The sequence below is a fragment of the Arthrobacter sp. Y3223065 genome, from assembly GCF_059090885.1.
On the sequence record NZ_JBNHGC010000007.1, the window covers coordinates 95521 to 118748 of the forward strand.

The window sequence follows — 23228 nt, forward strand, 5'->3', positions numbered from 1 at the left end:
GGCCCGGCAGTCCACCTGAGCGCAGGGCAGGTACCGCCTGATCCGCTGCGCCCGGGCGAGCGAGACCTTCGGTCAGTTGATGGTTAACTGACCGGAGATCGTCGAATCGTCTCCGGTCCGACTCAGGAGCAGCGTGACTACGAGCCCCGATCCAGCCGGCCCCGACCCTATGGACTCCCAACCCGACGGCAAAGCATCGCCGTCAAAATCCGACATCCGGCTGTGGCGCCGCTATCTGGCCGACGAACGCGCCGAAGCCGCCATCTACCGCGATTTGGCAAGGCGCCGCGACGGCGAGGAACGCGAGATCCTGCTGGCCCTGGCCGACGCGGAGGGCCGGCACGAAAAACACTGGCGCGACCTGCTGGGCGAGCACGCCGGGCAAGGGCTGCGGCCGTCGTTGCGCCGCACCGTGCTGCGGTTCCTGGCCCGCAGCTTCGGCTCGGTGTTCGTGCTGGCTTTGGCGCAGCGGGCCGAGAGCCGCTCCCCCTACGGCAGTGAGCCTGCGGCGACCGAGGCGATGGCCGCCGATGAACTGATTCACGAAGAGGTCATCCGCGGCTTGGCCACCCGCGGCCGCGCCCGGCTCTCCGGCAACTTCCGCGCGGCGGTCTTCGGCGCGAACGACGGGCTGGTCTCGAACCTGGCGCTGATCATGGGCATCGGTGCCACCGGGGTCTCCAGCGGATTCATCCTGTTCGCTGGCTTTGCGGGCCTCCTCGCCGGGGCACTGTCCATGGGCGCCGGCGAATATGTTTCCGTTCGCTCCCAGCGCGAATTGCTCTCTGCCACCCGCCCCACCCAGATCACCCTGCACGCAGCACCGGACCTGGACCTGAACGCGAACGAACTGGTGCTCGTATACCGCGCGCGGGGCATGACCCCGGAAGCTGCCGAACACCGTGCCGCCGAACGGATGGGCTATCTGGACTGCGACTGCGATCCGAGCTTCTCCCTGCAGCCGCCGGAAACGTACATCAACGACTACCAGGAGATCGGCACCGGCTGGAACGCTGCCCTCTCCAGTTTCCTGTTCTTCTCCAGCGGAGCGCTGATTCCGATCCTGCCCTACATCTTCGGTATGCAGGGCACCGCGGCCGTCGTGGTCGCACTGGTGCTGGTCGGCTTGGCACTGCTGGTGACCGGCGGAATCGTGGGGCTGCTGTCCGGGGCCTCGCCGCTCAAGCGTGCCCTGCGGCAGCTGGCGATAGGCTTCGGTGCGGCCCTGGCCACCTACCTGTTGGGTTCCTTGTTCGGCACCACGGCGGTCTGATCCCGCGGCGGTGGCCGGCTTGTTCACCTGCCGGCCATTGTGCAGACATCTACCGTTTGTCTCACGCTTTGGTTACTCTGAGGCAAGCGGGGCAAGGGTGCACCGCCGTCCGCCACGCCTAGGGGGACCATGAGTTGGCCACCGACCGAGGGCCCGGGCCATGCACCGGGCGGGGGCCGGCTTGTGCCGGGGTCCGGGACGGGCCAGGCACCGCAGGTGGTCCCGGCCGGCTCCGCCGAGCGCCCGCGTGCGCACCCGGGCCAGGGGCAGGTCTGGATCAACCCGACGGCGCGGCAGGGGCGCGTTCCCGGGCAGCAGTCCATACCGGCCTGGCAAGCCCCGGCCCCCGGGGCCGAACCGAACCTGCGCGGCGGCCCGTCACCGTTTGGCAAGTTCCTCCTGCTGGCCGCCGCTGCGGCGCTGGCCGCGTGGGCCTTCGTCTGGATGGCACAACCACGGCTCGCCTCAGCGGTGCCACCCGGCGGGGCCGCCGCCCTTGAGGGTGTTCCGTTCGACGCCGGATCCGCTGTCAAGGGTCCGGGCCACGGCGGGTTTCCGCCGTCGGGAGTCGACGTCGCGGACGAACCGCTGGGGGTGCCCGCGCCGGTCTACGAGGAGAACGACTCCTACCGTTTCCTGGCCTCGCCGTCCAACAGGCAGGACTACATCGCCTACGACCCGTGCCGCCCGGTCCGCTATGTGGTCCGTACGGCAGGCTCCCCCGCGGGCAGCACCGAGTTGGTCCATGAGGCGGTGGAACACGTCTCGGAGGCCACCGGGCTGCAGTTCATTTACGAAGGGACCACCACCGAACAGCCCGCCGAGCGGCGCCGGTCCTACCAGCCCGAACGCTACGGCGAGCGCTGGGCACCGGTGCTGATCGCCTGGTCCGACCCGGAGCAAAGCCCCTCCTTGGCCGGCCCGACCATCGGCTTGGGCGGCAGCGGCTGGGCATCACGCGGCGGGGTTTCCGCTTACGTGTCAGGTCAGGTCGAACTGGACACCCCGCAGTTCCGCCAGCTGCTCGGTTCGCCCGGGGGCAACGACGCCGCGCGGGCCATCATCATGCACGAGCTGGGCCACCTGCTCGGCCTGGACCACGTTGATGATCCCACCCAGCTGATGTACGCCCAGGCCTCGCGCGACATCCTCACCTTTGCCGACGGCGACCTCACCGGCTTGTCGTTACTGGGCCAAGGCGAGTGCGTGCCCGAGCTATAGAACGTCCAGGGCCTGCTCCACGGTGTCCACCAGATGCACCGCGCCCTCCATGGACCGCCCGCGCGCCAGCGCCTGGAGCAACGGCCAGGCCGGCAGCTCCTCGGTCCAGTACGTGCGCCCGACCAAGACCATCGGCGAGAGCGCTTCCGGGGTGGCGTAGTAGTTTTCGCAGGCGTCCTGGAAAATCTCCTGCACCGTGCCGCCGGCGCCGGGCAGGAACACGATGCCGCCGTCGCAGCGCTGCAGCAACACCGCCTCGCGCAGGGCGTTGCCGAAGTACTTGGCAATGTGGGTGGCAAACAGGTTCGGCGGCTCGTGCCCGTAGTGCCAGGTGGGAATGCCCAGATTCGCGACGCCGGGTCCGGCCTCGGCGAGCACGTCGGCCGCGGCGCGGGCCCAGTCGGTGATGGACGGCCGGAAGCCGGGGACGCCGGCCAGCCGTTCCAGCGCGCCGGCAAACTCGTCATCGCCGGCCGCGGAGAGGCGGGCGCCCAGGTTGGCGGCTTCCATCGCGCCCGGGCCTCCGCCGGTCGCCACGGCAAACCCCTCCCTGGCTAGAAGCCTGCCCAGCCGGGCGGCGCCGTCGTAAATTGCGCTGCCCCGCGCGGCGGCGTGCCCGCCCATCACCCCCACCATCCTCCGACCCGCGAACACGGTGGGGAACAGCGCCTCCATGGCGTCGCCGATGGCATGGTCGTGCAGGCTTGCCGCCAGGGTGGAGTCCAGGTCGTGGCGGGTGGCGGAGCGCGACGACCATGCGTAGACCTGCGCGTCCAGCGTCCCCTCGTATGGTCCGGTGTCCAGCCCGCTGTAGAGTTCCACGGCGGTGTAGACCTGGCCGCGGTACGGGTCGAACGGGACGCCGGGCAGCGTGGGGAAGATCAGCGCACCGTTGCGGTGCAGCCACTCCTCGGTGGCGGCCTCGAACGCGCAGCCCAGGAACATCGCGCCTGCCGGGTCCATGCTGCGCAGGGCCGCCGTGCGCCCCGTGAGATCCACCGACTGGAAGTGCCAGCCGTTCATCGACGGCGGTCCCCCGCCGGGCACCGGTGCCCCGGTTGGCTGCGGACCGCCGGATGGCCGCCGCTCGCCGTCCTCCGTTGCCCTGGCCCGCGGCGCCCGGGCGACGAGCCGGTCGAAGTGCTCGAGCGACTCAATCTCGATGACACGCGGTTCCTTGTGCAGTGCCGCTGACGCTCCCATGCAGCCAGCATAACCGCGGGCTCCGGGCTGCCCGGGCGCGCTACCTGTTGCTGGCTTCGGCCTGGCGCAGGTCCGTGTTCGCCGGCCGGTTGCCCTCGGTCGCGGAGGTGATCGCGATATTCCCCTCCGCGGCTGCCTCGGCCAGGACGTCCGGCTCCAGCGCAGTGGCCAACGGCTTTTCCACTACGAACATGCACAGCACGGTGGCGACAACGGCCATCGGCACCATGAACAGGAAGAGCGGCATCAGGGCTTCGTTGTAGGACTCGATGATGACATCGTGCACCGGTGCGGGCAGGCCTGCGACCATGTCCGGCGTCAGCGAGTTGCCGCCTCCGGTGGCCGCGACGGCGGCGGCCGGCAGGCGGTCGTTGAGGAGGTCGACCAGGCGGTGGGCGAACAGGCTTCCCACGACGGCCGAGCCGAGCGTGGCGCCGATCTGGCGGAAGAAGTTGTTGGCCGCCGTCGCCGTGCCCACCTGCCGCAGCGGGAAGGAGTTCTGCACGATCAGCACCAGGATCTGCATGTTCAGGCCCAGGCCAAGGCCCAGCAGGCCCAGGTAAACGCAGAGCACCCAGACGGGCGTGTCCGCGCGCACAAAGTACATCAGCAGCAGGGCTACCGCCATGACCGCCGAACCGGCCACCGGCATCCATTTGTAACGGCCGGTCCTGGAGACCAGGATTCCGGAGATCATTGACGACGCGAGCAGCGCGGCCATCATGGGAATCATCAGCATCCCGGCGGCTGTGGCCGATACTCCGGTAGCCATCTGGAAGTAGGTGGGCATGTAGCCGAGGGCGCCGAACATGGCCACCGAGATCAACAGGCCCGCAATGGTGGTCATGATGAAGTTGCGGTCGCGGAACATGGACATGGGGATGATGGGTTCGGCGGTCTTTCGCTCCACCAGCACGAACCCGACGGCGGCCAGCACGGTGCCCGCTATGAGGGCGATGAGCACCGGATCGGACCAGGCGAAGGTGCTGCCGCCCCAGCTGCTCACCAGGACCAGGCCGGTGGTCGCGACCGCCATCAGCAGCATGCCCCAGAGATCGAGCTTCGGCCGCACCTTGACCGGCCGGGACTTCAGGAAGAACAGCGCGCCGATCAAGGCCAAGACGCCCACCGGAATGTTAAACCAGAAGGCCCAGCGCCAGCCCGGTCCCTCGGTAAACCAGCCGCCCAGCAGCGGTCCGACCACGGAGGAGAACGCAAAGACTCCGCCCATGGCGCCCATATACTTGCCGCGTTCCCGGGCGGGAACCACATCGGCAATGATGGCCTGCGAGAGGATCATCAGTCCGCCGCCGCCCAGCCCCTGCACCACACGGGAGGCAATGAGCCAGCCCATGTCCGGTGCCAGGGCGCCGATGACCGAGCCGATCAAGAACATGATGATCGCGGCGACCAGCAGGTATTTGCGGCCGATCTGGTCGCCCAGCTTGCCGTAGATGGGCATCATGACCGTTGCGGCCAGGATATAGGCGGTGATCACCCAGAGCATCAGGTTGGCGCCGTTGAGCTCGCCCACGATGGTGGGCAGTGCGGTCGCCAGGATGGTCTGGTTCAGGGCGGCCAGCAACATGGCCATCATCAGCGCAACGAACACCAGCAGCAGGTTGCCATGGCTGTGGCCATGCTGCCCCGGCCGGGACGTCGCGGATGCCGGTGGGCGCTGTAGCGCCGGTCGGCTTTCGTTCTTCATTCGGATTCCTTCAGAACTGCACGCAGCAAGGCCAGGCTGTGCTCAAGGGCCTCGGTCTGCGATTCCAGGGTGGGTTGGGACATGGTTTTTTGCATGGCAAAGCGGAGTGCTGCGCCTGCCGTCATGACCAGCATGCGGGCGGCGTCTTCGGCGGTGTACTGCCCGCCGACAGGATGTGTGGCCAGGATTCGTTCAGCGTCCGCGAGCCGGTCGGAGCCGGCGAGCAGTTCGGAGACCGCTGCCGTGACCAACTGCTCCACCTTGACGACGTACTGGACGCGGCGGTGCAGCAGGTGCGGGTACTTGCGCAGGATCCGGTGGCGGGTGGCGTCGTCTCCGCCTTGGATGGAACGGGTGACCGCCAGCATCAACTTGCCGACTTCATCCAGCAGATTGGCATGGACGTCGAATTTGGCCAGCATGGCATCGTCAAGCACCGGTTCGCGCAGGCCCAGCACCGCGTCTTCCTTGCACGTGAAGTAGTTGAAGAAGGTGCGCGGGGAAACCCCCGCGGAGAGCGCGACCGCATCCACCGTGACGGCCTCGATTCCCTCTTCCAGAGCCGCTTCCGCCGCGGCATCATGCAGGGCTGCCCAGCACTCGGCGCGCTTGCGCTCACGCAGGGAATTTAGTTGACTCACCGAACCAGTGTGCCAGCCCGGCCGCTCCTTGCACAAGTGCAAACATTCATTCCTGCAAGAATTTGAGGAACGTCACACCGGTGGGTGACGTCGGGACCAGAGGGATTTGGATGGCCGCTGTCCGCGCGGAAACCATCCAACCCGCCGCTCTTAGCGCAGCACCACGGTGCGGTTTCCGTGCAGGATGACCCGGCCTTCGCAGTGCCACTTGACCGCGTTGGTCAGGGCCTTGCACTCGGTGTCGCGGCCGGCGGCGACCAGGTCCTCCGGCCCGAAGGTGTGGTCGACTTCCACCGTCTGCTGGGCGATGATCGGGCCTTCATCGAGCTCGGCGTTAACGTAGTGAGCGGTGGCCCCCACGGTTTTCACTCCCTTATCGTAGGCCTGGTGATAGGGCTTGGCCCCCTTGAAGCTGGGCAGGAAGGAGTGGTGGATGTTGATGGTGCGGCCGGTCAGCTCCCGGCTCAGGTGGTCACTGAGTACCTGCATGTAGCGGGCCAGCACTACCAGCTCCACGTTGTGGGCGTCGATCAGTTGCAGCAGCTCGGCTTCGGCGGCCGGTTTCGTCTCCGGCGTGACCGGCACGTGGTAGTACGGGACCTCATGCCATTCCACCAACCCCTTGTGGTCCAGATGGTTGGACACGACCGCGACGATCTCCACAGGCAGCTCCCCCATCCGGGAGCGGAAGAGCAGGTCGTTCAGGCAGTGTCCGAACTTGGACACCATCACCAGCACCCGCCGCCGGCGGCCCTTGGGTTCCAGCTGCCACGCCATGCCGTACTGCTCGGCCAACGGCGCAAACGCCTCGCGCAGCCGCTCCGTGGAGTTGGTTCCGCCGTTCTCCCCGGCGAAGTCCGTGCGCATGAAAAAATGCCCGTCCCGCCGGTCGTCGAACTGCTTGAGCTCCTGGATGCTCTGGCGGTGCTCCACCAGGAAACCGGAGACCGCGTGGACAATCCCCAACCGCTCCGGGCAGTCGAGGGTCAGGATGTGCTCGTGGTGGATCGGCATGTTGCTACCCCGTTTTCGGTCTAACTTTTCGTTTGGCAGTCTTGGCGGGACTGCCGTCCGGCTGGAGGTTCAGCGCTGGCTGTTCAGCGTTGGCTGTTCAGCCCTGGCAATTCAGCGCTGGCTGTTCAGCATTCGACGACGTTGACGGCCAGTCCGCCGCGCGACGTCTCCTTGTACTTGGACATCATGTCCGCGCCGGTATCCCGCATGGTTTTGATGGCCATATCCAGGGACACCCGGTGGTCGCCGTCGCCGGCCAGCGCCAGCCGGGCGGCGTTGATCGCCTTGACGCTGGCAATGGCGTTGCGTTCGATGCAGGGAATCTGCACCAGGCCGCCCACCGGATCACAGGTCAGGCCCAAATTGTGCTCGATTCCGACCTCGGCGGCGTTTTCCACCTGCTCCGGTGTCCCGCCGAGCACCGCGCACAATGCACCGGCCGCCATCGAACAGGCTGATCCGACCTCGCCCTGGCAGCCGACCTCGGCCCCGGAGATCGAGGCGTTGGTCTTGAACAGGATGCCGATGGCCGCCGCGGTGAGCAGAAAATCCACCACCGCATCGTCGTCCGCGCCGGGCACGAACCTCATGTAGTAGTGCAGCACGGCGGGCAGGATGCCGGCCGCGCCGTTGGTGGGCGCCGTGACAATCCGCCCGCCGGAGGCGTTTTCCTCGTTAACCGCCAACGCGTACAGGTTCACCCACTCCATCGCCCACAGCGGGTCGGCGTTGGGCGTGCCTTCCGCTGCCAGCGCCGCCTCGGCGGCGCGCAGCCTGCGCCGCAGCCCCGGGGCACGACGGCGGACCAGCAGTGAACCGGGCAGGGTCTCCTCGGTGCGGGTACAGCCGTTTTCCACACACTCCTGCATCACGGCCCAGATCCGCAGGAGGTCCGCCCGCAGTTCGGCTTCACTGCGCCAGGTGAGCTCGTTGGCCAGCATCACGCCGGCGATCGACGTTCCGGCCTCCCGGCAGCGGGAGAGCAGTTCCGCGGCGGTGGAAAACGGGTACGGGAGCCGCTCCCCGTCCGCGGGAGAGCCCGCCGCACCGGCGTCGCGCTCCCCCGCGCCGGCGTCGCGCGCTGCATCGCTCCCGTGCGCAGCCTCTTCCGCCGCGCCCTCGGCCTCTTCGGCAGTGACCACGAACCCGCCGCCCACCGAGTAATAGGAGGATGCGCGCAGCGGTGAGCCACCGGCGTCGTACGCGGTGAAGGTCATCCCGTTGGGGTGCGCCGGCAGCGAACGGCGGCGGTGCAGCACCACGTCGGCCGCCCGGTCGAACTCCACCAAATGCGTGCCCGCCAGGCGCAGCTTCCGCCCGGCCACTGCCGCCTCCACCTGCGCGTCAGCGGCATCCGGATCAACGGTTTCCGGGTCCTCGCCCTGCAGGCCCAAAATCACGGCCTTGTCCGATCCGTGGCCGGCCCCGGTGGCACCGAGCGAGCCGAACAGCTCCGACTTCACCCGGGCCACCGCCTCCAGCAGCCCGTCGGCCGCCAGCGACTCGGCAAACTGCCGGGCGGCCCGCATGGGCCCCACCGTGTGCGACGACGACGGTCCGATGCCGATCGAGAACAGGTCCAGCGCGCTCAGTGCCATCTCAATCGACCTCGGGCGAGGCGAACTCCGTCATGGCGTCCAGCAGCCAGCGGGCGGTGTAGTCGGCGAACGAGGCCCGCGGCATGATCCGGTAGACCTGGCCGCCGTCCTGCTCCGCGGTCTGCCACAGCAGCACCGGCACCGGGCCCAGCTGCGTGGTGATCGCCGTGCCGGGACGGAACATCCGCGGGTGCAGGTCCGCGTGGCAGCCCTTCTCCAGCACCAGCCGGGCCGAGGGTCCGGAGAGTTCCAGCGTGGTGCGGTTGGCGGACAGATCGACGACGGCGCCCGGTTCTCCCCCGAGGGCGGCGGTCAGGTCCGCCGTGGCATCCGTACCCTCGGGACCGACCAGCAGGAACTCGTCCGGCCCCAGCCACAGGATGGCGGTCGAGTCCGCGCCGCCGGCAACCTGGCCGTGGGCGGACGGCAGCGGCAGCCCGGCGGCGGCCTCCAGCGCCTTGGCGCCGGCCGATCCCGGCTCGGCCCGCAGGCCGACCATGTTCAGGAACGGGATTTCACGCAGGCTGACGCCACGTTCGCCGGCCACGGCGCCCTGGCTGATTGCCTCGGTCAAGTGCGCCAGCGGGCTGCGGCGCAGTGCTGCAATGTTGGTCATGACCTGTTCAGCCATCACGACGGCTCCCTTCGGGGTCGTAGAGTACGGGTTCTGCGATGACGACGTCCACCAGCTGCCCGTTGACGGGTGCCTGCAGCGTCTCGCCGATGCGGTTGCGGCCGTTCCTGATCAGGGCCAGGCCGAAACTGCGGCCCAGCGCGGCGCTGTGGTAGCTGGAGGTCACGTGCCCCTCCATCGGCACCGGCGCCTCGGCCGGCGCGATCCGGGTTCCGTGGTTGACCAGCTGCGCGCCCTCGGGCAGGCGGAACGACTTGTCCACCGGCAGGACCCCGACCAGCTGCTTGCGGTCCTCGCGCAGGTTATCGGCGCGGGTGTAGGAGCGCTTGCCCACGAAGTCCTTGGCCTTGGACACCACCCATTCCATGCCTGCGTCCTGCGGGGTCACCGTGCCGTCCGTGTCCTGGCCGACGATGATGAAGCCCTTCTCGGCGCGCAGCACGTGCATGGTCTCGGTGCCGTACGGGGTGATGTTGAACTCCGCACCGGCCTCGGCCACGTCTTCCCAGACCTTCAGTCCGTACCAGGAGGACACGTTGATCTCGAACGCCAGTTCGCCGGAGAACGAGATCCGGCAGACTCGGGCCGGGATGCCGGAGGCGAGCGTGGTTTCCTTGAACGCCATGAACGGGAAAGCGTCGTTGTCCAGGTCCAATTCGGGCGCCAGCTTGGCGATGACCGCGCGGGACTTCGGGCCAACGACGGCGACGGTGGTGTACTGCTCCGTGACCGAGTTGCACACGACGTCCAGCTCCGGCCATTCGGTCTGCAGCCATTCCTCCAGCCAGTCCAGCACCTTGGCCGCACCGCCGGTGGTGGTCGTCATGAAGTACCGGTCTTCGTCCAGACGCAGCGTCACGCCGTCGTCGAAGATCATGCCGTCCGGGGTGCACATCAGCCCGTAGCGGGCCAGGCCCGGCTTCAGCTTCTTGAACGCGTTGGTGTACATCCGGTTCAGGAATTCGCCGGCGTCCTTGCCGCGGATCTCGATCTTGCCCAGCGTGGTCGCATCCATGAAGCCGACGGATTCGCGGACGGCGGCGCATTCGCGCAGCACCGCGGCGTCCATGTCCTCGCCCGGCTGCGGGAAGTACCAGGGCCGCTTCCACTGTCCGACGTCCTCGAACAGCGCACCGTGGGCGACGTGCCACGGGTGGATGGAGGTGAGCCGCGCCGGGTCGAAGAGCTCCCCGCGCTGCCGGCCGGCCAGGGCGGCGAACGCCACCGGAGTATAGGGGGCGCGGTAGGCGGTGGTGCCGATGCTTCCGACGTCGGGATTGTTCAGCGCCGCGGCGATGACGCCGATGGCGTTGACCCCGGAGGTCTTGCCCTGGTCGTTCGCGGTGCTGATCGAGGTGTAGCGCTTCACATGCTCCACGCTGCGCATGCCGGCCCCGGTCGAACGCAGCACGTCGGCGACCGTCTGGTCGCGCTGGAAGTCCACGAAGTGGTTCTTCCAGCCGGCGGCCTCGCCGTCGGGGGCGGGAACCAGCCACAGCGGCCGGATCGGGGAGACGGTCTCGGCGGCGGCCGCGGGAACCTCCGGGTCCATGCTGAAGCCGGCGCGGGTGGCCGCCGCGGCGCCGGCGGCGGCACCCTCCTGCAGGCTGCCGGCCAGATCCAGGGTTCCGTTGCAGGCGCCGGCCGTCTGCTGGTCCTTGATCGCGGGGCCGGGCACGAAGGCCGCCAGCTCGTCGTTCCAGGCCAGGCGGCGCTCCCGCTGGCTGTGCAGGTGCACCACCGGGTTCCAGCCGCCGGAGACCGCCAGCAGGTCCGCCTCGATGGTTTCCGGTTCCCCGGTCAGCTGGCCTTCGGCATCCAGACCGCTGACGACGACGGCGCTGATCCTTCCGCCGTCGTTCTGGCCGTCGGTGTCCACCACGGCACTGCCGGTGATCAGGCGGGTGCCGGCCGCGCGGACCATCTCGGCGGCGTCGCCGCTGATTTCGGTACGCGCCTCCACCACGGCGGCGACCTTGATGCCCGCCGCAGACAGGTCGGCGACCAGTTTGTAGGCCGAGTCGTTGTTGGTGGCGACGACCACTCGGTTGCCGGCGGCCACCGCGTACCGGTTGAGGTAGCTGCGGACGGCGGAGGCCAGCATGATGCCGGGGCGGTCGTTGTTCGCGAAGACGATGGGACGTTCGTGCGCGCCGGTGGCGAGCACCATCTGGTGGGCCCGGACGTGCCAGATGCGTTCGCGGGAGACACCGGCTCCCAGCTCCCCGGCCAGGTGGTCGGTGCGGCGCTGGACGGCCACTATGAAGTTGCTGTCGTAGCTGCCGAACGCCGTGGTGCGGGGCAGATAGGTCAGCTCGTCGGCGGCGGACAACTCGGCGACGGTCCGGTCGACCCACTCCTGCGCGGGGCGGCCGTCGACCATCTCGCCGCGGCCCGACAGCAGGGAGCCGCCGGCCTCCGGCTGCTCGTCCATCAGGATCACGCGCGCACCGCTCTTGGCTGCCTCGCGGGCTGCGGCGAGGCCGGCCGGGCCGGCGCCGACCACCAGCACGTCGGTGTGCACGTATTTGCGGTCGTAGACGGCCTCGTCCGTCCGGGGGTCCAACTGGCCCAGGCCGCTCAGCAGCCTGGCGTCCATGCCGTCCGTCAGCTCCAAGGCGGTCGCCGGCAGCATGGACTCGTCAACATGCCCGGCGTAACGGGCACTGACCTTGACCAGGGCGTTGGGCTCTTCCACGCCGGCTGACATGATGCCGCGCGGACGGCCGAGGTAAAGCGAGTCGCCCGCGGTGACCTTCCCGGCCGCAAGAAGCGCGGAGGCCAGCGTGTCCCCGGCGTAGCCGGTGTAGGTGTGGCCGTCGAGCGTGAAGTTCAGCGGCTTGGTCCGGTCGATCCGGGCAGCGGCGCCGGCGGATGCGGCAAGCCGCTGCGACTGGTCGGCGAGGTTGCTGGGGGCGGTCATTTCGCTCCTCCTTCGGCTGGCTGGGCCTTGTCACCCGCGAGGCTGCCGAGGTCGATCGGTGGTTTCTCGCCGGGCTTGTACACGGCCTTGAATTCATAGCTGACGGTGTCGCGCACCGCATTGAACCAGCGCCTGCAGCCGGTGCTGTGCACCCAGCGTTCGGCGAATAGGCCTTTGGGGTTGGCGCGGTAGAAGAGGAACTTGGCCCATTCCGCGTCGCTCAGCTGGTTCGGATCCGCCGGGTAGGCCACGTGGGCCTGGCCGCCGTAGTGGTATTCGGTCTCGTCGCGCGGCCCGCACCAGGGGCATTCGATCAGAAGCATCTCGGTCTTCCTTCCTAGTGGGCCACGGCGGCGGCGCCGTGTTCGTCGATGAGGTGTCCGGTCTCGAACCGGTCCAGGGCAAACGGGGCGTTCAGCGGGTGCGGCTCGTCCGTGGCAATGGTGTGGGCGAAGGTGTAGCCGGCGCCGGGCGTCCCCTTGAAACCGCCGGTCCCCCAGCCGCAGTTCACGTAGAGCTGGTCGATCGGCGTCTTGGACACGATCGGCGAGGCGTCCATCGTGGTGTCGACGATGCCGCCCCAGGTCCGCAGCACGTGGGCGCGGGCGAAGATCGGGAAGAGCTCGACGGCGGCGGCCATCTGTTCCTCGATGACGTGGAAGGCGCCGCGCTGGCCGTAGCCGTTGTAGGTGTCGATGCCCGCGCCCATGACCAGTTCGCCCTTGTGTGCCTGGGAGACGTAAACGTGGACATGGTTGGACATGACCACCGTGGGGTGGACCGGCTCGTGCAGCTCGGAGACCAACGCCTGCAGCGGGTGCGACTGGATGGGCAGCTCGAAGCCGGCCAGTTCGGCCAGCACCGAGCTGTGTCCCGCACCGGCCAGGCCGACCTTGCCCGCGTTGATCCGGCCGCGGCTGGTTTCGACGCCGACAACCCGGTCGCCGTCCTTGATGAATCCGGTGACCTCGCAGTTCTGGATGATGTCCACGCCCATCTCGTCGCACTTGCGGGCGAAGGCCCAGGCCACGTGGTCGTGCTTGGCGATGCCGGCGCGGGGCTGGTAGGTCGCCCCCATCACCGGGTAGCGGATGTCGTCCCCGGTGTTGATGATGGGGCACAGTTCCTTGATCTGGTCCGGGGTGATCCACTCGGCGTCCACGCCGTTGAGCTGGTTGGCGTTCACCCGGCGGATGCTCTCGCGCACGTCCTGCAGCGTGTGCGCCAGGTTCATCACGCCGCGCTGGGAAAAGAGGAAATCGTATTCGAGTTCCTCCGGCAGCTGCTCCCAGAGTTTGAGCGAGTGCTCGTAGATTCCCGCGCTCTCGTCCCAGAGGTAGTTGGAGCGGATGATCGTGGTGTTGCGGGCCATATTGCCGCCGGCCAGCCAGCCGCGCTCCAGCACCGCGATGTTGGTCATGCCGTGGTTCTTGGCCAGATAGTAGGCGGTGGCCAGGCCGTGGCCGCCGCCGCCGACGATCACGGCGTCGTAAGAGGATTTCGGCTCCGGATTCCGCCAGAGGAAGTCCGGGTGCTCGGGCAGCAGGTCGGCCATTTATTCGGCTCCGTTCGGCTCGGCGTTCAGGTTGGGGTAGAGCGGGAACTTCTCCGCCAGCAGGGCCACGCGGCCGCGCAGCTCGGTGAGCAGCTCCGCGTCTGGTGCACGGGTCAGTGCGGCGGCAATGATGTCTGCCACCTCGGTGAATTCGGCGGCGCCGAAGCCGCGGGTGGCCAAGGCAGGGGTTCCGATCCGCAGGCCGGAGGAGATCATCGGCGGGCGCGGATCGAACGGCACGGCGTTGCGGTTGACGGTGATGCCGATGGAGTGCAGCCGGTCCTCGGCCTGCTGGCCGTCCAGTTCCGAGTTGCGCAGGTCCACCAAGACCAGGTGCACGTCGGTGCCGCCGCTGACCAGGCTGATGCCGGCGGCCGCAACGTCGTCGGCCAGCAGCCGCTGGGCCAGCGTTTGCGAGCCCTCGAGGGTGCGTTGCTGGCGGTCCGCGAACTCCTCGGAGGCGGCAAACTTGAAGGCCACCGCCTTGGCGGCCACCACGTGTTCCAGCGGGCCGCCCTGCTGGCCGGGGAACACCGCGGAGTTGATCTTCTTGGCCAGCTCCTGCTTGGACAGGATCACGCCACCGCGCGGACCGCCCAGCGTCTTGTGCGTGGTGGTGGTGACGACGTCGGCGTACGGCACCGGATTCGGGTGCAGCCCGGCGGCCACCAGGCCGGCGAAGTGGGCCATGTCCACCATCAGGTAGGCGCCGACCTTGTCCGCGATGCGGCGGAACTCCGCAAAGTCCAGCTGGCGGGTGTAGGCGGACCAGCCGGCCACGATCAGCTTGGGCTTGTGCTCGACGGCGAGGCGTTCCACCTCTGCCATGTCGATCCTGTGGTCGGACTCGGAGACCCCGTAGGGCACGACGTTGTAGAGCTTGCCGGAGAAGTTGATCTTCATGCCGTGGGTCAGGTGCCCGCCGTGCGCCAGGTTCAGGCCCAGGATGGTGTCGCCCGGGGACAGCAGCGCGAACATGGCTGCGGCATTGGCCTGCGCACCCGAGTGGGGCTGGACGTTGGCGGCTTCCGCGCCGAACAGTGCCTTGACCCGGTCGATGGCCAGCTGCTCGATCACGTCCACGTGTTCGCAGCCGCCGTAGTAGCGCCGGCCGGGGTAGCCCTCGGCGTACTTGTTCGTCAGCACCGAGCCCTGGGCCTCCATCACCGCGGTGGGGGCGAAGTTCTCCGACGCGATCATTTCCAGCGTGGACTGCTGGCGCTCCAGCTCCCGGGCAATGGCGCCGGCGACCTCGGGATCCGCTGCGGACAATCCGGTTGTCAGGGTGTTCACCATCCGACTTCTCCTTCTAAGAACCTGCTCAATCAAACTAATATTTGACTGATATATCAGAACTGATTGCAATAGTATGATGGGGATCACAAGACGTCAAGAGAACCCTTCCAACAGCGCATTTCGAGCTGGCGGGATCCCGAAACAGGCCACGGACGAGTCAGGAGCATCATGAGCATCACCGCGGAACCCGACGCCGGAACCGAGCCGCTGTCGCTGGCCGAGCAGGCCTACCGTGCGGTGCGGGACAAGCTGATCATGTTGGATATCCGCCCCGGCGCCCCGATCAATGACGGACAGCTGGCGGCGGAACTGGGCTTCGGGCGCACCCCGGTGCGCGAGGCCCTGAAGAAGCTGGAGATCGACCACCTGGTCATCTCCTATCCGCGCCGCGGCACGTTCGCGACCATCGTGGACATCACCGAACTGGCCGCCGTCTCGGAGCTGCGCCGGGTGCTGGAACCGCTGGCCGCCCGGAAGGCCGCCGAGTCTGCCGGCGAGGCCATGCGAGGCGAGCTTTCGCAGCTGGCCCGGGACATCGGGAAGCTCGAAGACCGCCTCCCGGACAAGCACGACCTGATGCGTTACGACCTCAGCGTGCACCGGGCCATCTACCGCGCCGCCGGCAATCCCTACCTTGAGGACACGCTGATCCGGCTGGACAACCTGGCCACCCGGATCTGGTGCCTGGTGCTGGATAAGGTGCCGTCCGTTGCCGGCCACATCACCGAGCACGTGGAACTACTGGACTCAATTGTCGACGGCGATGCCGACCGCGCTGCCCGCCTCGCCCTCGAGCACATCGCAGGCTTCGAACAGGCCATCCGCGCGGTACTGTAGGCGTTTGAACAACCCCCAAGAGGTGGACAGACAGGCGCCGCGCCCTCATCTTCCGGTGTTTGCTGACGAAACAAGCAGTCGTGCTCGCCAGCACGAGCCCAAAAACGCCTTGACAGTGATATACCTCACTCTTAGTCTGGTGCAACATTGTTGCATTGCATGCAACTCAGCTGACTAATTGGCGGTAATCCCATGACACACAGCGATAAACTTCCTTCTGTCCCGGCCAATGGAGCTGGACTAGGCCCAACGTTGAGCGGACAGCACCGCACGGACCCTTCCGGCGTCGGGAAACAAACCCGCCGGAAAGTCGTTGCCGCAAGTTTCATCGGCAATTTCGTCGAATGGTTCGACTACGCGGTCTACGGCTATCTGGCAGTGAACATCTCCGCTGTCTTCTTTCCGGAATCGGACCCCCAGACAGGGTTGCTGCTGACTTTCGGTTTGTTCGCCATCTCCTTCTTGGTCCGTCCGGTCGGCGGGTTCATTTGGGGCCACATCGGTGACCGGATCGGACGCCGATCCGCCCTTTCGTGGTCGATCCTCATCATGTCTGCCGCCACGTTTTGCATCGCGTTGATCCCCGGCTACGCCACCATCGGCATCTGGGCACCGGTGCTGCTCCTGCTCATCCGCGTCATTCAAGGCTTCTCGGCCTCTGGCGAGTATGCCGGCGCTTCCGCCTTCCTCGTTGAATATGCCCCGGCGAACCGACGAGGCCTCTACGCAGCCGTCGTTCCCGCCAGCACCGCCACCGGCCTGCTGCTGGGCTCACTGCTGGCAGCTCTCCTGACCGGCCTGCTCAGCACCGAGGCGATGAACGATTGGGGATGGCGCCTGCCGTTCCTCTTGGCCGCACCCATGGGCCTCATCGGCCGCTACATCCGCACCCGCCTGGAAGACACTCCCGCTTTCCGCGAGCTAGCCCTAGAGGACCAGGCCATCAAGGCCCCGGTGAAGAGTATGTTTCAGGAACACTGGCGCCAACTGCTGCAGGCCGTCGGTGCCGTGCTCCTTAACGCCGTCGGGTTCTACGTCATCCTCAGCTACATGCCCACGTACCTGTCCGAGGAAATCGGCATGGACGCAACAGCTTCATACATCGCCACCACGGTGGCTCTTCTGACCTACATTGGATTCATTTTCCTCACCGGCATGTTGTCAGACCGGTTTGGCAGAAAGAAGGTCCTAATCACGGCGTCCGTGCTGTTCATTGTCCTGACCGTGCCGGCGTTCGCGGCCCTCGGCACCGGGGACTTCATGACGATCTTGCTCGTGCAGATCCTGCTGGGCGGAATGCTTACGCTCAACGACGGCACGCTCCCCAGCTTCCTGGCCGAGAAGTTCCCCACCAGGGTGCGGTTCAGCGGGTTCGCCGTCAGCTTCAATCTGTCGAACGCCATTTTCGGCGGCACTGCCCCGTTCATGGCCACCCTGCTGATCGCTTCCACCGGAAGCGACCTGGCTCCGGCGTGGTACTTGATCGCCGCCGCCGCTGTCTCTTTGGTCGCCGTCGCGCTTTCACGCGAGACCAGCCGCGAGCCGCTTCGCCATCAGTAACGATTTCCCGGCCTACTCCCCATTTAGACTTTGGTGCCGGTCGCTATAGCGATCACGGCATCCTCACGATCGGACGCCGACCACGCTGTCCGCCTCGCCCTCGAGCACATCACCGGCTTCGAAAAGGCCAACCGCGCGGGGCTCCAGCTGACCGAAAGACCTTCATCCCCCATCAGAAAAACATTCCCCTTGACTGTGACGCCCCTCACTGTAGACTTTGCTGCAACCGTGTTGCCTGTATTGCAACAACACGTTCCCGGCATTGTGCTCCTCACCCATAGACACCATCGCAGCCGACCAGCCACTGGTCGCCCATTGAAAGGGACGCTGGCATGTCCGTTCATGAGCAAGAGAAACCCAAAGGAACCACCACTCCTCTCGGAGTCGGGGAGGACGATGCAGTCACCCCCGACCGAGCCGAGGACCTAACCGCGGCGGGAGACAGGGCAGCGCCTTCCACAGTGGATCTCCCGCGGTTCCGGGGTCGCTTGATCCCGCCGCTTGATCGGGCGATCATCAAGATCCTGCCGCCCGTTCTGATCATCGCCCTCATTGTCGCCGTCACCACGAATCCCAGCGGCGCAGCGGATGTGATCGGCCAACTGCGCACGTTCGTTACCTCGGGCTTCACCTGGCTCTTCGTCCTGTATTCGCTCGTTGCCGTGGTCGTTTGTGTTTGGCTAACGGTCAGCAGGGTGGGCAGGATCCGCCTGGGCGGCCCCAAGGCCAAGCCTGAACACAGCAAGTTCGCGTGGTACTCCATGCTGTTCGCCTGCGGGCAGGGCATCGGTTTGATCTTCTGGTCCGTCGCCGAACCGATCATGCTCCGTGATGAAACCCCTGTTATTCCTGCCGCCGCCGGCGAGGGCGGCATGGTGTGGACGTACTTCCACTGGGGGCTGACCGCCTGGGCCATGTACTGCGTCGTAGCAGTTTGCCTGGCATACTCGCACCATAATCTGGGCAAGACCCTCACCTTCAGGGAAGCCACGGTTGATATTCTGCCCAAGCGCGCCCAGCGTGGCGCGGGGGTCGTCGTAGAGCTCCTGGCCATCATGGCCACGGTCCTCGGGCTGGCCACCTCCTTCGGATTCGCCGCCCTGCAGTTCACGTCGGGCCTCTCCTCGTTTACCGGCCTAACATCCGGGCCCGGCCTCTGGATCGGCGTCATCGTCGCCCTCGGCGGCCTGACGGCGCTGTCCGCCTTCCTCGGCGTCAACAAGGGCATGAAGCGCATCAGCGAGGCGAATTCGGTGTTGAGCATTGTCCTCATGGCAGCCGTCTTCATCTTCGGGCCGGCGGCCTTCATCATCTCCAACATGTCGCAGACCTTCGGCTCGTTCTTCTACAACTTCATTCCGATGAGCTTCTGGACGGATGCGCCGACTTCTGCCGCCCCCTTGGAATCCTGGCAGGACAGCTGGAACGGATGGTGGACTGTCTTCATCTGGTGCTGGGTCATCGCCTTCTCACCATTCGTCGCCGGCTTCATCGCACGGATTTCGCGCGGCCGGACCATCCGCGAGTTCGTCATAGGCGTGACCGTCATCCCCTCCCTGATCGTGATGGTCTGGGTCGGGATCCTCGGCTCGGCCGCTATCCACTACGACAACACCTCGGACCGCTCCATCTCGTCCGACGTTGCGGCAGACACCTCCAGCGGCCTGTTCTCCATGCTGAACATGATTCCTGTCGTGGGCGGACTGCTCCTCGTCATCGCCACCATTCTCGTCGCGACCTACTACGTCACGAGCCTTGATTCCGGGGCCTATGCGCTGGCGGAATTCGTGTCGGCGCCTAAGAAGTCGGGCCCCTGGTTCCGGGTGGTACTGGTCGCCAGCATTGCCTCTGTTGCACTGATCCTGTTGTCCCTTGGCGGAACTTCGGTCGTCGACACAGTACAAACAGGCACGATTATCGGCGGCTTCCCCTTCGCCTTCGTCATTCTCCTCATGATCGCCAACCTGATCCGGCGGCTGAGACTGCGAAACAAGGAAGTCAAACGCCTTGAGAAAGAGATCAACGACCCGAATCACCGCGTCGAAGACGACTTTGTCGACGAAGACGGGCTGCCCACGCGGCAGATCGACTAGCCCCACCACCGTCGGCTCGGCGGGGCCGCCGCCCCGCCGAGCCCACCCCTTCAGGAGAAGCATCATGGATCCAAACCTGCCCACCCCCGCTCGCCCATCCAGTATCCACATGTCAGAAACCGACGCCCACACCTTCAATGAATGGCTGAACGCCGGTCCCGGCGGAGTCGTGCTGGTCCCGGTCGGAGCCCTGGAGCAACACGGGCCGCACCTGCCTCTGGGGACGGATACTTTCCTATCGACCCGCATCGCCGCGGCGGTTGCGGAAACCGCCGGGGCGCTGGTCGCGCAGCCCATTACCTACGGCTACAAGTCGCAGCAAAAATCCGGCGGCGGAAACCATCTTGCGGGCACCACCAGCCTCGATGCTGCAACGATGATCGGCCTTACAAGAAGCCTGACAGTTTCGCTATTTAGGCAGGGCGTGCGGAACATCGTCTTCGTCAACGGCCACTTCGAGAACTACCAGTTCCTCTACGAAGGCATAGACCTCGCGCTCGGCGAGTTGGGCATCGGCCCAGGGGACGACCGCAGCGTGCTGCTGCTGTCCTATTGGGACTACGTTTCACAGGAGACGCTCCAGACCGTCTATCCGAACGGCTTCCCCGGATGGGAGATCGAACACGGCGGAGTGTTGGAGACATCGCTCATGCTCCATTTGGAGCCGAGCCTGGTGAATCTGGACCGAAGCGTTGACCACCCACCCGCAGACCTGCCCAGGTTCGACCGCCTGCCAGTCGTTGCCTCACGTACGCCTGCCACCGGATGCCTCTCCTCTCCCACTGGCTCAGACGCCGTCAAAGGCAAGATTCTGTTCGACCAGGTCGTTGATGCTCTGGCCAAGGACATCGTGCGGGAGCTTCAGCTCGCGCGATAGCTCGCAACCTGCGCTGCAACTCTTGACGTGGGGCGCATCACACGACATACTCAATGCAACACCGTTGCAGGGAACGCAACAGGTCAACACATTCTCTAGCTTCCATCTACCCCCGCCGGCATCCCCGCGGACGGGCCGGTACCTCCAGGCCGCTTGGCCCACACACCCAGAAGGAGTCATCATGTCCATCGAAGCATCGACCGCGAATTCGGTTTCCGAGCTCGAACGCCTGAAAGTTCTGCACAACGGAGAAAAGCAGCAGCTGACCTTCTCCGACGCCGAGTTCGAGCGCCGCCTGGCCGGGCTGCGGCAGATTATGGCTGCCAAGGAACTCGACGCGGTCATCCTGACCAGCTACCACGGCATCAAGTACTACTCGGACTTCCTGTACACGACGTTCGGCCGTAACTACGCGCTGGTCGTCACCGCCGACGACTCCGTCACCGTCACCGCTAACATCGACGCCGGCATGCCGTGGCGCACCAGCTATGGCGAGAACATCGTCTACACGGACTGGAAGCGCGACAACTTCTACTTCGGGCTGCAGGAGGCCCTGCGCCAGCGCGGCGTCAGCGCCCGTCGCCTCGGTGTGGAGGACGACGCCCTGCCGCTGATGACACGCCAGCGCATCCAGGCCGCCTTCGACGGTGCCGAACTGCTCGACGTCTCCCAGGACGCGATGCGCCAGCGGATGATCAAGTCGGCCGAGGAAATCGAGGTCATTAAGCACGGCGCACGCATCGGCGACCTGGGCGGCGAGGCCATCAAGGCCGCCATCCGGGAGGGCATCAGCGAATACGAAGTGGCCCTGATCGGCACCGAAGCGATGGTCCACGAAATCGCCCGCACCTTCCCCCACCGGGAGGTCCGCGACACCTGGGTCTGGTTCCAGTCCGGCATTAACACCGACGGCGCGCACAACTGGGCCACCACCCGCAAGCTGCAGCGCGGGGACATCCTGTCCCTGAACTGCTTCCCGATGACCTCCGGCTACTACACGGCGCTGGAACGCACCCTGTTCCTGGGCGAGCCGGACGAACGCTCGCTCGAACTGTGGAACATCAACGTGGAGGTCCACCGCCGCGGGCTGGAACTGATCAAGCCCGGCGCCGTCTGCAAGGACATCGCCGCCGAGCTGAACGAGATCTACATCGGCCACGGGCTGCTCGCGAACCGCACCTTCGGGTACGGCCACTCCTTCGGCGTCCTCTCGCACTACTACGGACGCGAAGCCGGCTTGGAGCTGCGCGAGGACATCGACACCGTCCTGGAGCCGGGCATGGTCGTCTCCATGGAACCCATGATCACCGTTGCCGACGGCGAACCCGGCGCCGGCGGCTACCGCGAACACGACATCCTCGTCATCGGCGAGAACGGCGCCGAGAACATCACCAAGTTCGGCTTCGGACCGGAGCACAACATCATCGACGCCTGACCCGTATCGGGGCTGCTGAAACGCTGTGCGGCGCAACTGGAATGGTTGCGCCGCACAGCGTTTTAATCGGCCAGAATGGAACGCACTATGAATAAAGCTGCAGATGACACCAACAAGAAGGGTGCTGCCGGTTCCTCGGATGCACGCGGGGCCTCCGTCATCCTTAACGCGATCGAGGTCATGCGCTGCTTCAGTGTCGAAACGCCGCTGCTGGGCGTCACCGAAATTGCCTCTCGCGTGGGACTGCACAAGAGCACGGTCTCCCGCATCCTGGCCACACTGGAGCAGGAGGATCTTGTCGAGCGGGATCCGTCGACGCGCCGGTTCAAGCTCGGCCTCGGCCTGATCGCCGTGACCGGCCCCCTGCTGGCCGATCTCGATGTGCGCCGGGCGGCGTATCCGGTGCTGCAGGAACTCACGGACCGCACCGGCGAGACCAGCGCGCTGATGGTCTGGAACGGCAGCGAGTCGGTCTGCGTCGAACAAATTGCGAGCCCACAGCAGGTCAAACACACGACCCCTCTGGGTACCAGGTACAACACAGCTCTCAGCTCGTCCGTACAGGTCTTCCTGGCCCAAGTCAGCTCGGACACGGTCCGCAGCCTGATCGCCCAAGGGGACGTGATCCTCCCCGACAGCGGGGTCGGCGCCCTGGATGCCTACGCCGTCCGGCTCCAAGAGGTCGCAGCCAAGGGCCTGGCCACCAACTACGGCGAGACGTCACCGGAGGAAGTCGGCGTTGCTGCCCCTGTCTTCGATCACCGCGGAAACCTTGCCGGGTGCGTCATGCTTGCGGCGCCCCGATTCCGGATTTCCGAAGACGTGTTGGGCACAATATCCGAAGCCTGCCGCCAAGCTGCTCGCCGGGTTTCGGTCCGGATGGGGGGCCACCCCGCCGCAGCACTTCCTGCCGGCGAGGGGACTTAACGTGCTGGAACGCCGCGGCGAGTTCGCCTTTGCCTACAACCTCCACGACGGCAGCGCCCCGGTGAAGATGCAGTGGCTGTTTCAGGATCGGTCCCGCCTGCCCGTGGCGGTTCAGACGTGGGAGTTGCCGCCGGGCGGGACCGAAGGCATGCATTCTCATCCCAGGGGCATCCGCGCTCTCGAAGAACTCTACGTGGTGATGGAAGGAACGGCCCGGATGACCGTGGACGGCCAGGTCCACCAGTTGCACCCGGGTGATGCAGTGCTCGCCCCGGTGGGGTCTGAGCACGATCTGGCGAACACCGGCGGCGGACCGCTGCGGGTGCTCGTGGTCTGGGGAGAGCCCGGGTCGGCCGACTACTCGTCCTTCGGCTCACACCGTGCCGCCCGGGCCGCCCGCTCCCCCGGGGCAACGTCGGACTGACGGCGCTCC

19 protein-coding genes are annotated in these 23228 nt (G+C 66.6%); 9 read left to right on the forward strand and 10 right to left on the reverse strand.

Annotated features, from left to right (window positions below):
* Window positions 1-169: 169 nt before the first annotated feature.
* Window positions 170-1273: a VIT1/CCC1 transporter family protein gene (locus tag AC5RUK_RS16620; RefSeq protein WP_494152953.1), complete on the forward strand. Its 1104-nt coding sequence runs from the start codon at window positions 170-172 to the stop codon at window positions 1271-1273.
* 129 nt (window positions 1274-1402) lie between these two features.
* Window positions 1403-2494: a matrixin family metalloprotease gene (locus AC5RUK_RS16625; RefSeq protein WP_494152874.1), complete on the forward strand. Its 1092-nt coding sequence runs from the start codon at window positions 1403-1405 to the stop codon at window positions 2492-2494.
* On the opposite strand, the gene AC5RUK_RS16630 is transcribed toward AC5RUK_RS16625, so the two are convergent.
* The 10 genes from AC5RUK_RS16630 to glyA form a co-directional block, all read right to left on the reverse strand.
* Window positions 2489-3697: an LOG family protein gene (locus AC5RUK_RS16630; RefSeq protein ID WP_494152875.1), complete on the reverse strand. Its 1209-nt coding sequence runs from the start codon at window positions 3695-3697 to the stop codon at window positions 2489-2491. The two genes, AC5RUK_RS16625 and AC5RUK_RS16630, sit on opposite strands and share 6 nt — an antisense overlap.
* Before the next feature lie 40 nt (window positions 3698-3737).
* Entirely contained in the window at window positions 3738-5405 is a 1668-nt protein-coding gene (locus AC5RUK_RS16635) for an MDR family MFS transporter (protein WP_494152876.1), read from the reverse strand.
* Window positions 5402-6046 carry a TetR family transcriptional regulator gene (locus AC5RUK_RS16640; protein WP_493987660.1) on the reverse strand — a complete coding sequence of 215 codons (645 nt, stop codon included), beginning with the start codon at window positions 6044-6046 and terminating at the stop codon, window positions 5402-5404. The genes AC5RUK_RS16635 and AC5RUK_RS16640 overlap by 4 nt, the downstream gene beginning before the upstream one ends.
* Window positions 6047-6196: 150 nt before the next feature.
* Window positions 6197-7060 carry a formyltetrahydrofolate deformylase gene (gene purU, locus AC5RUK_RS16645; RefSeq protein WP_494152877.1) on the reverse strand — a complete coding sequence of 288 codons (864 nt, stop codon included), beginning with the start codon at window positions 7058-7060 and terminating at the stop codon, window positions 6197-6199.
* Window positions 7061-7185: 125 nt separating this feature from the next.
* Window positions 7186-8658 carry an L-serine ammonia-lyase gene (locus AC5RUK_RS16650; protein ID WP_494152878.1) on the reverse strand — a complete coding sequence of 491 codons (1473 nt, stop codon included), beginning with the start codon at window positions 8656-8658 and terminating at the stop codon, window positions 7186-7188.
* A 1-nt stretch (window position 8659) separates the two neighbouring features.
* Window positions 8660-9289 (reverse strand): sarcosine oxidase subunit gamma, encoded by a 630-nt coding sequence (locus tag AC5RUK_RS16655; RefSeq protein WP_494152879.1) that lies wholly within the window; start codon window positions 9287-9289, stop codon window positions 8660-8662.
* Entirely contained in the window at window positions 9282-12215 is a 2934-nt protein-coding gene (locus AC5RUK_RS16660) for a sarcosine oxidase subunit alpha family protein (RefSeq protein WP_494152880.1), read from the reverse strand. Before AC5RUK_RS16660 ends, AC5RUK_RS16655 begins: the two co-directional genes overlap by 8 nt.
* A complete protein-coding gene (locus AC5RUK_RS16665) occupies window positions 12212-12538 on the reverse strand; it encodes a sarcosine oxidase subunit delta (RefSeq protein WP_494152881.1) in 327 nt (108 codons plus the stop codon). The genes AC5RUK_RS16660 and AC5RUK_RS16665 overlap by 4 nt, the downstream gene beginning before the upstream one ends.
* 14 nt (window positions 12539-12552) lie before the next feature.
* Complete coding sequence (locus tag AC5RUK_RS16670; RefSeq protein ID WP_493987654.1) at window positions 12553-13770, reverse strand: sarcosine oxidase subunit beta family protein; 1218 nt, start codon at window positions 13768-13770, stop codon at window positions 12553-12555.
* Window positions 13771-15066, reverse strand: coding sequence for a serine hydroxymethyltransferase (gene glyA / locus AC5RUK_RS16675; protein WP_494152882.1), 1296 nt, complete (start codon window positions 15064-15066; stop codon window positions 13771-13773).
* A 168-nt stretch (window positions 15067-15234) separates the two neighbouring features.
* On the opposite strand from glyA, the gene AC5RUK_RS16680 reads away from it, so the two are divergent.
* The 7 genes from AC5RUK_RS16680 (at window position 15235) to AC5RUK_RS16710 (ending at window position 23219) form a co-directional block, all read left to right on the forward strand.
* On the forward strand, window positions 15235-15903 hold the full coding sequence (locus AC5RUK_RS16680; protein WP_494152883.1) for a GntR family transcriptional regulator: 669 nt from the start codon (window positions 15235-15237) through the stop codon (window positions 15901-15903).
* Window positions 15904-16095: 192 nt separating this feature from the next.
* Window positions 16096-17463: an MFS transporter gene (locus AC5RUK_RS16685; RefSeq protein ID WP_494152884.1), complete on the forward strand. Its 1368-nt coding sequence runs from the start codon at window positions 16096-16098 to the stop codon at window positions 17461-17463.
* 332 nt (window positions 17464-17795) lie between these two features.
* Window positions 17796-19556, forward strand: a complete 1761-nt coding sequence (locus tag AC5RUK_RS16690) for a BCCT family transporter (protein WP_493987650.1) — start codon at window positions 17796-17798, stop codon at window positions 19554-19556.
* A gap of 64 nt (window positions 19557-19620) precedes the next feature.
* Entirely contained in the window at window positions 19621-20433 is an 813-nt protein-coding gene (locus tag AC5RUK_RS16695) for a creatininase (protein ID WP_494152885.1), read from the forward strand.
* A 181-nt stretch (window positions 20434-20614) separates the two neighbouring features.
* Window positions 20615-21868, forward strand: coding sequence for a M24 family metallopeptidase (locus AC5RUK_RS16700; protein ID WP_493987648.1), 1254 nt, complete (start codon window positions 20615-20617; stop codon window positions 21866-21868).
* An 87-nt stretch (window positions 21869-21955) separates the two neighbouring features.
* A complete protein-coding gene (locus AC5RUK_RS16705) occupies window positions 21956-22795 on the forward strand; it encodes an IclR family transcriptional regulator (RefSeq protein ID WP_494108324.1) in 840 nt (279 codons plus the stop codon).
* A gap of 1 nt (window position 22796) precedes the next feature.
* On the forward strand, window positions 22797-23219 hold the full coding sequence (locus AC5RUK_RS16710) for a cupin domain-containing protein (protein ID WP_494152886.1): 423 nt from the start codon (window positions 22797-22799) through the stop codon (window positions 23217-23219).
* The last annotated feature ends 9 nt before the right edge of the window (window positions 23220-23228 follow it).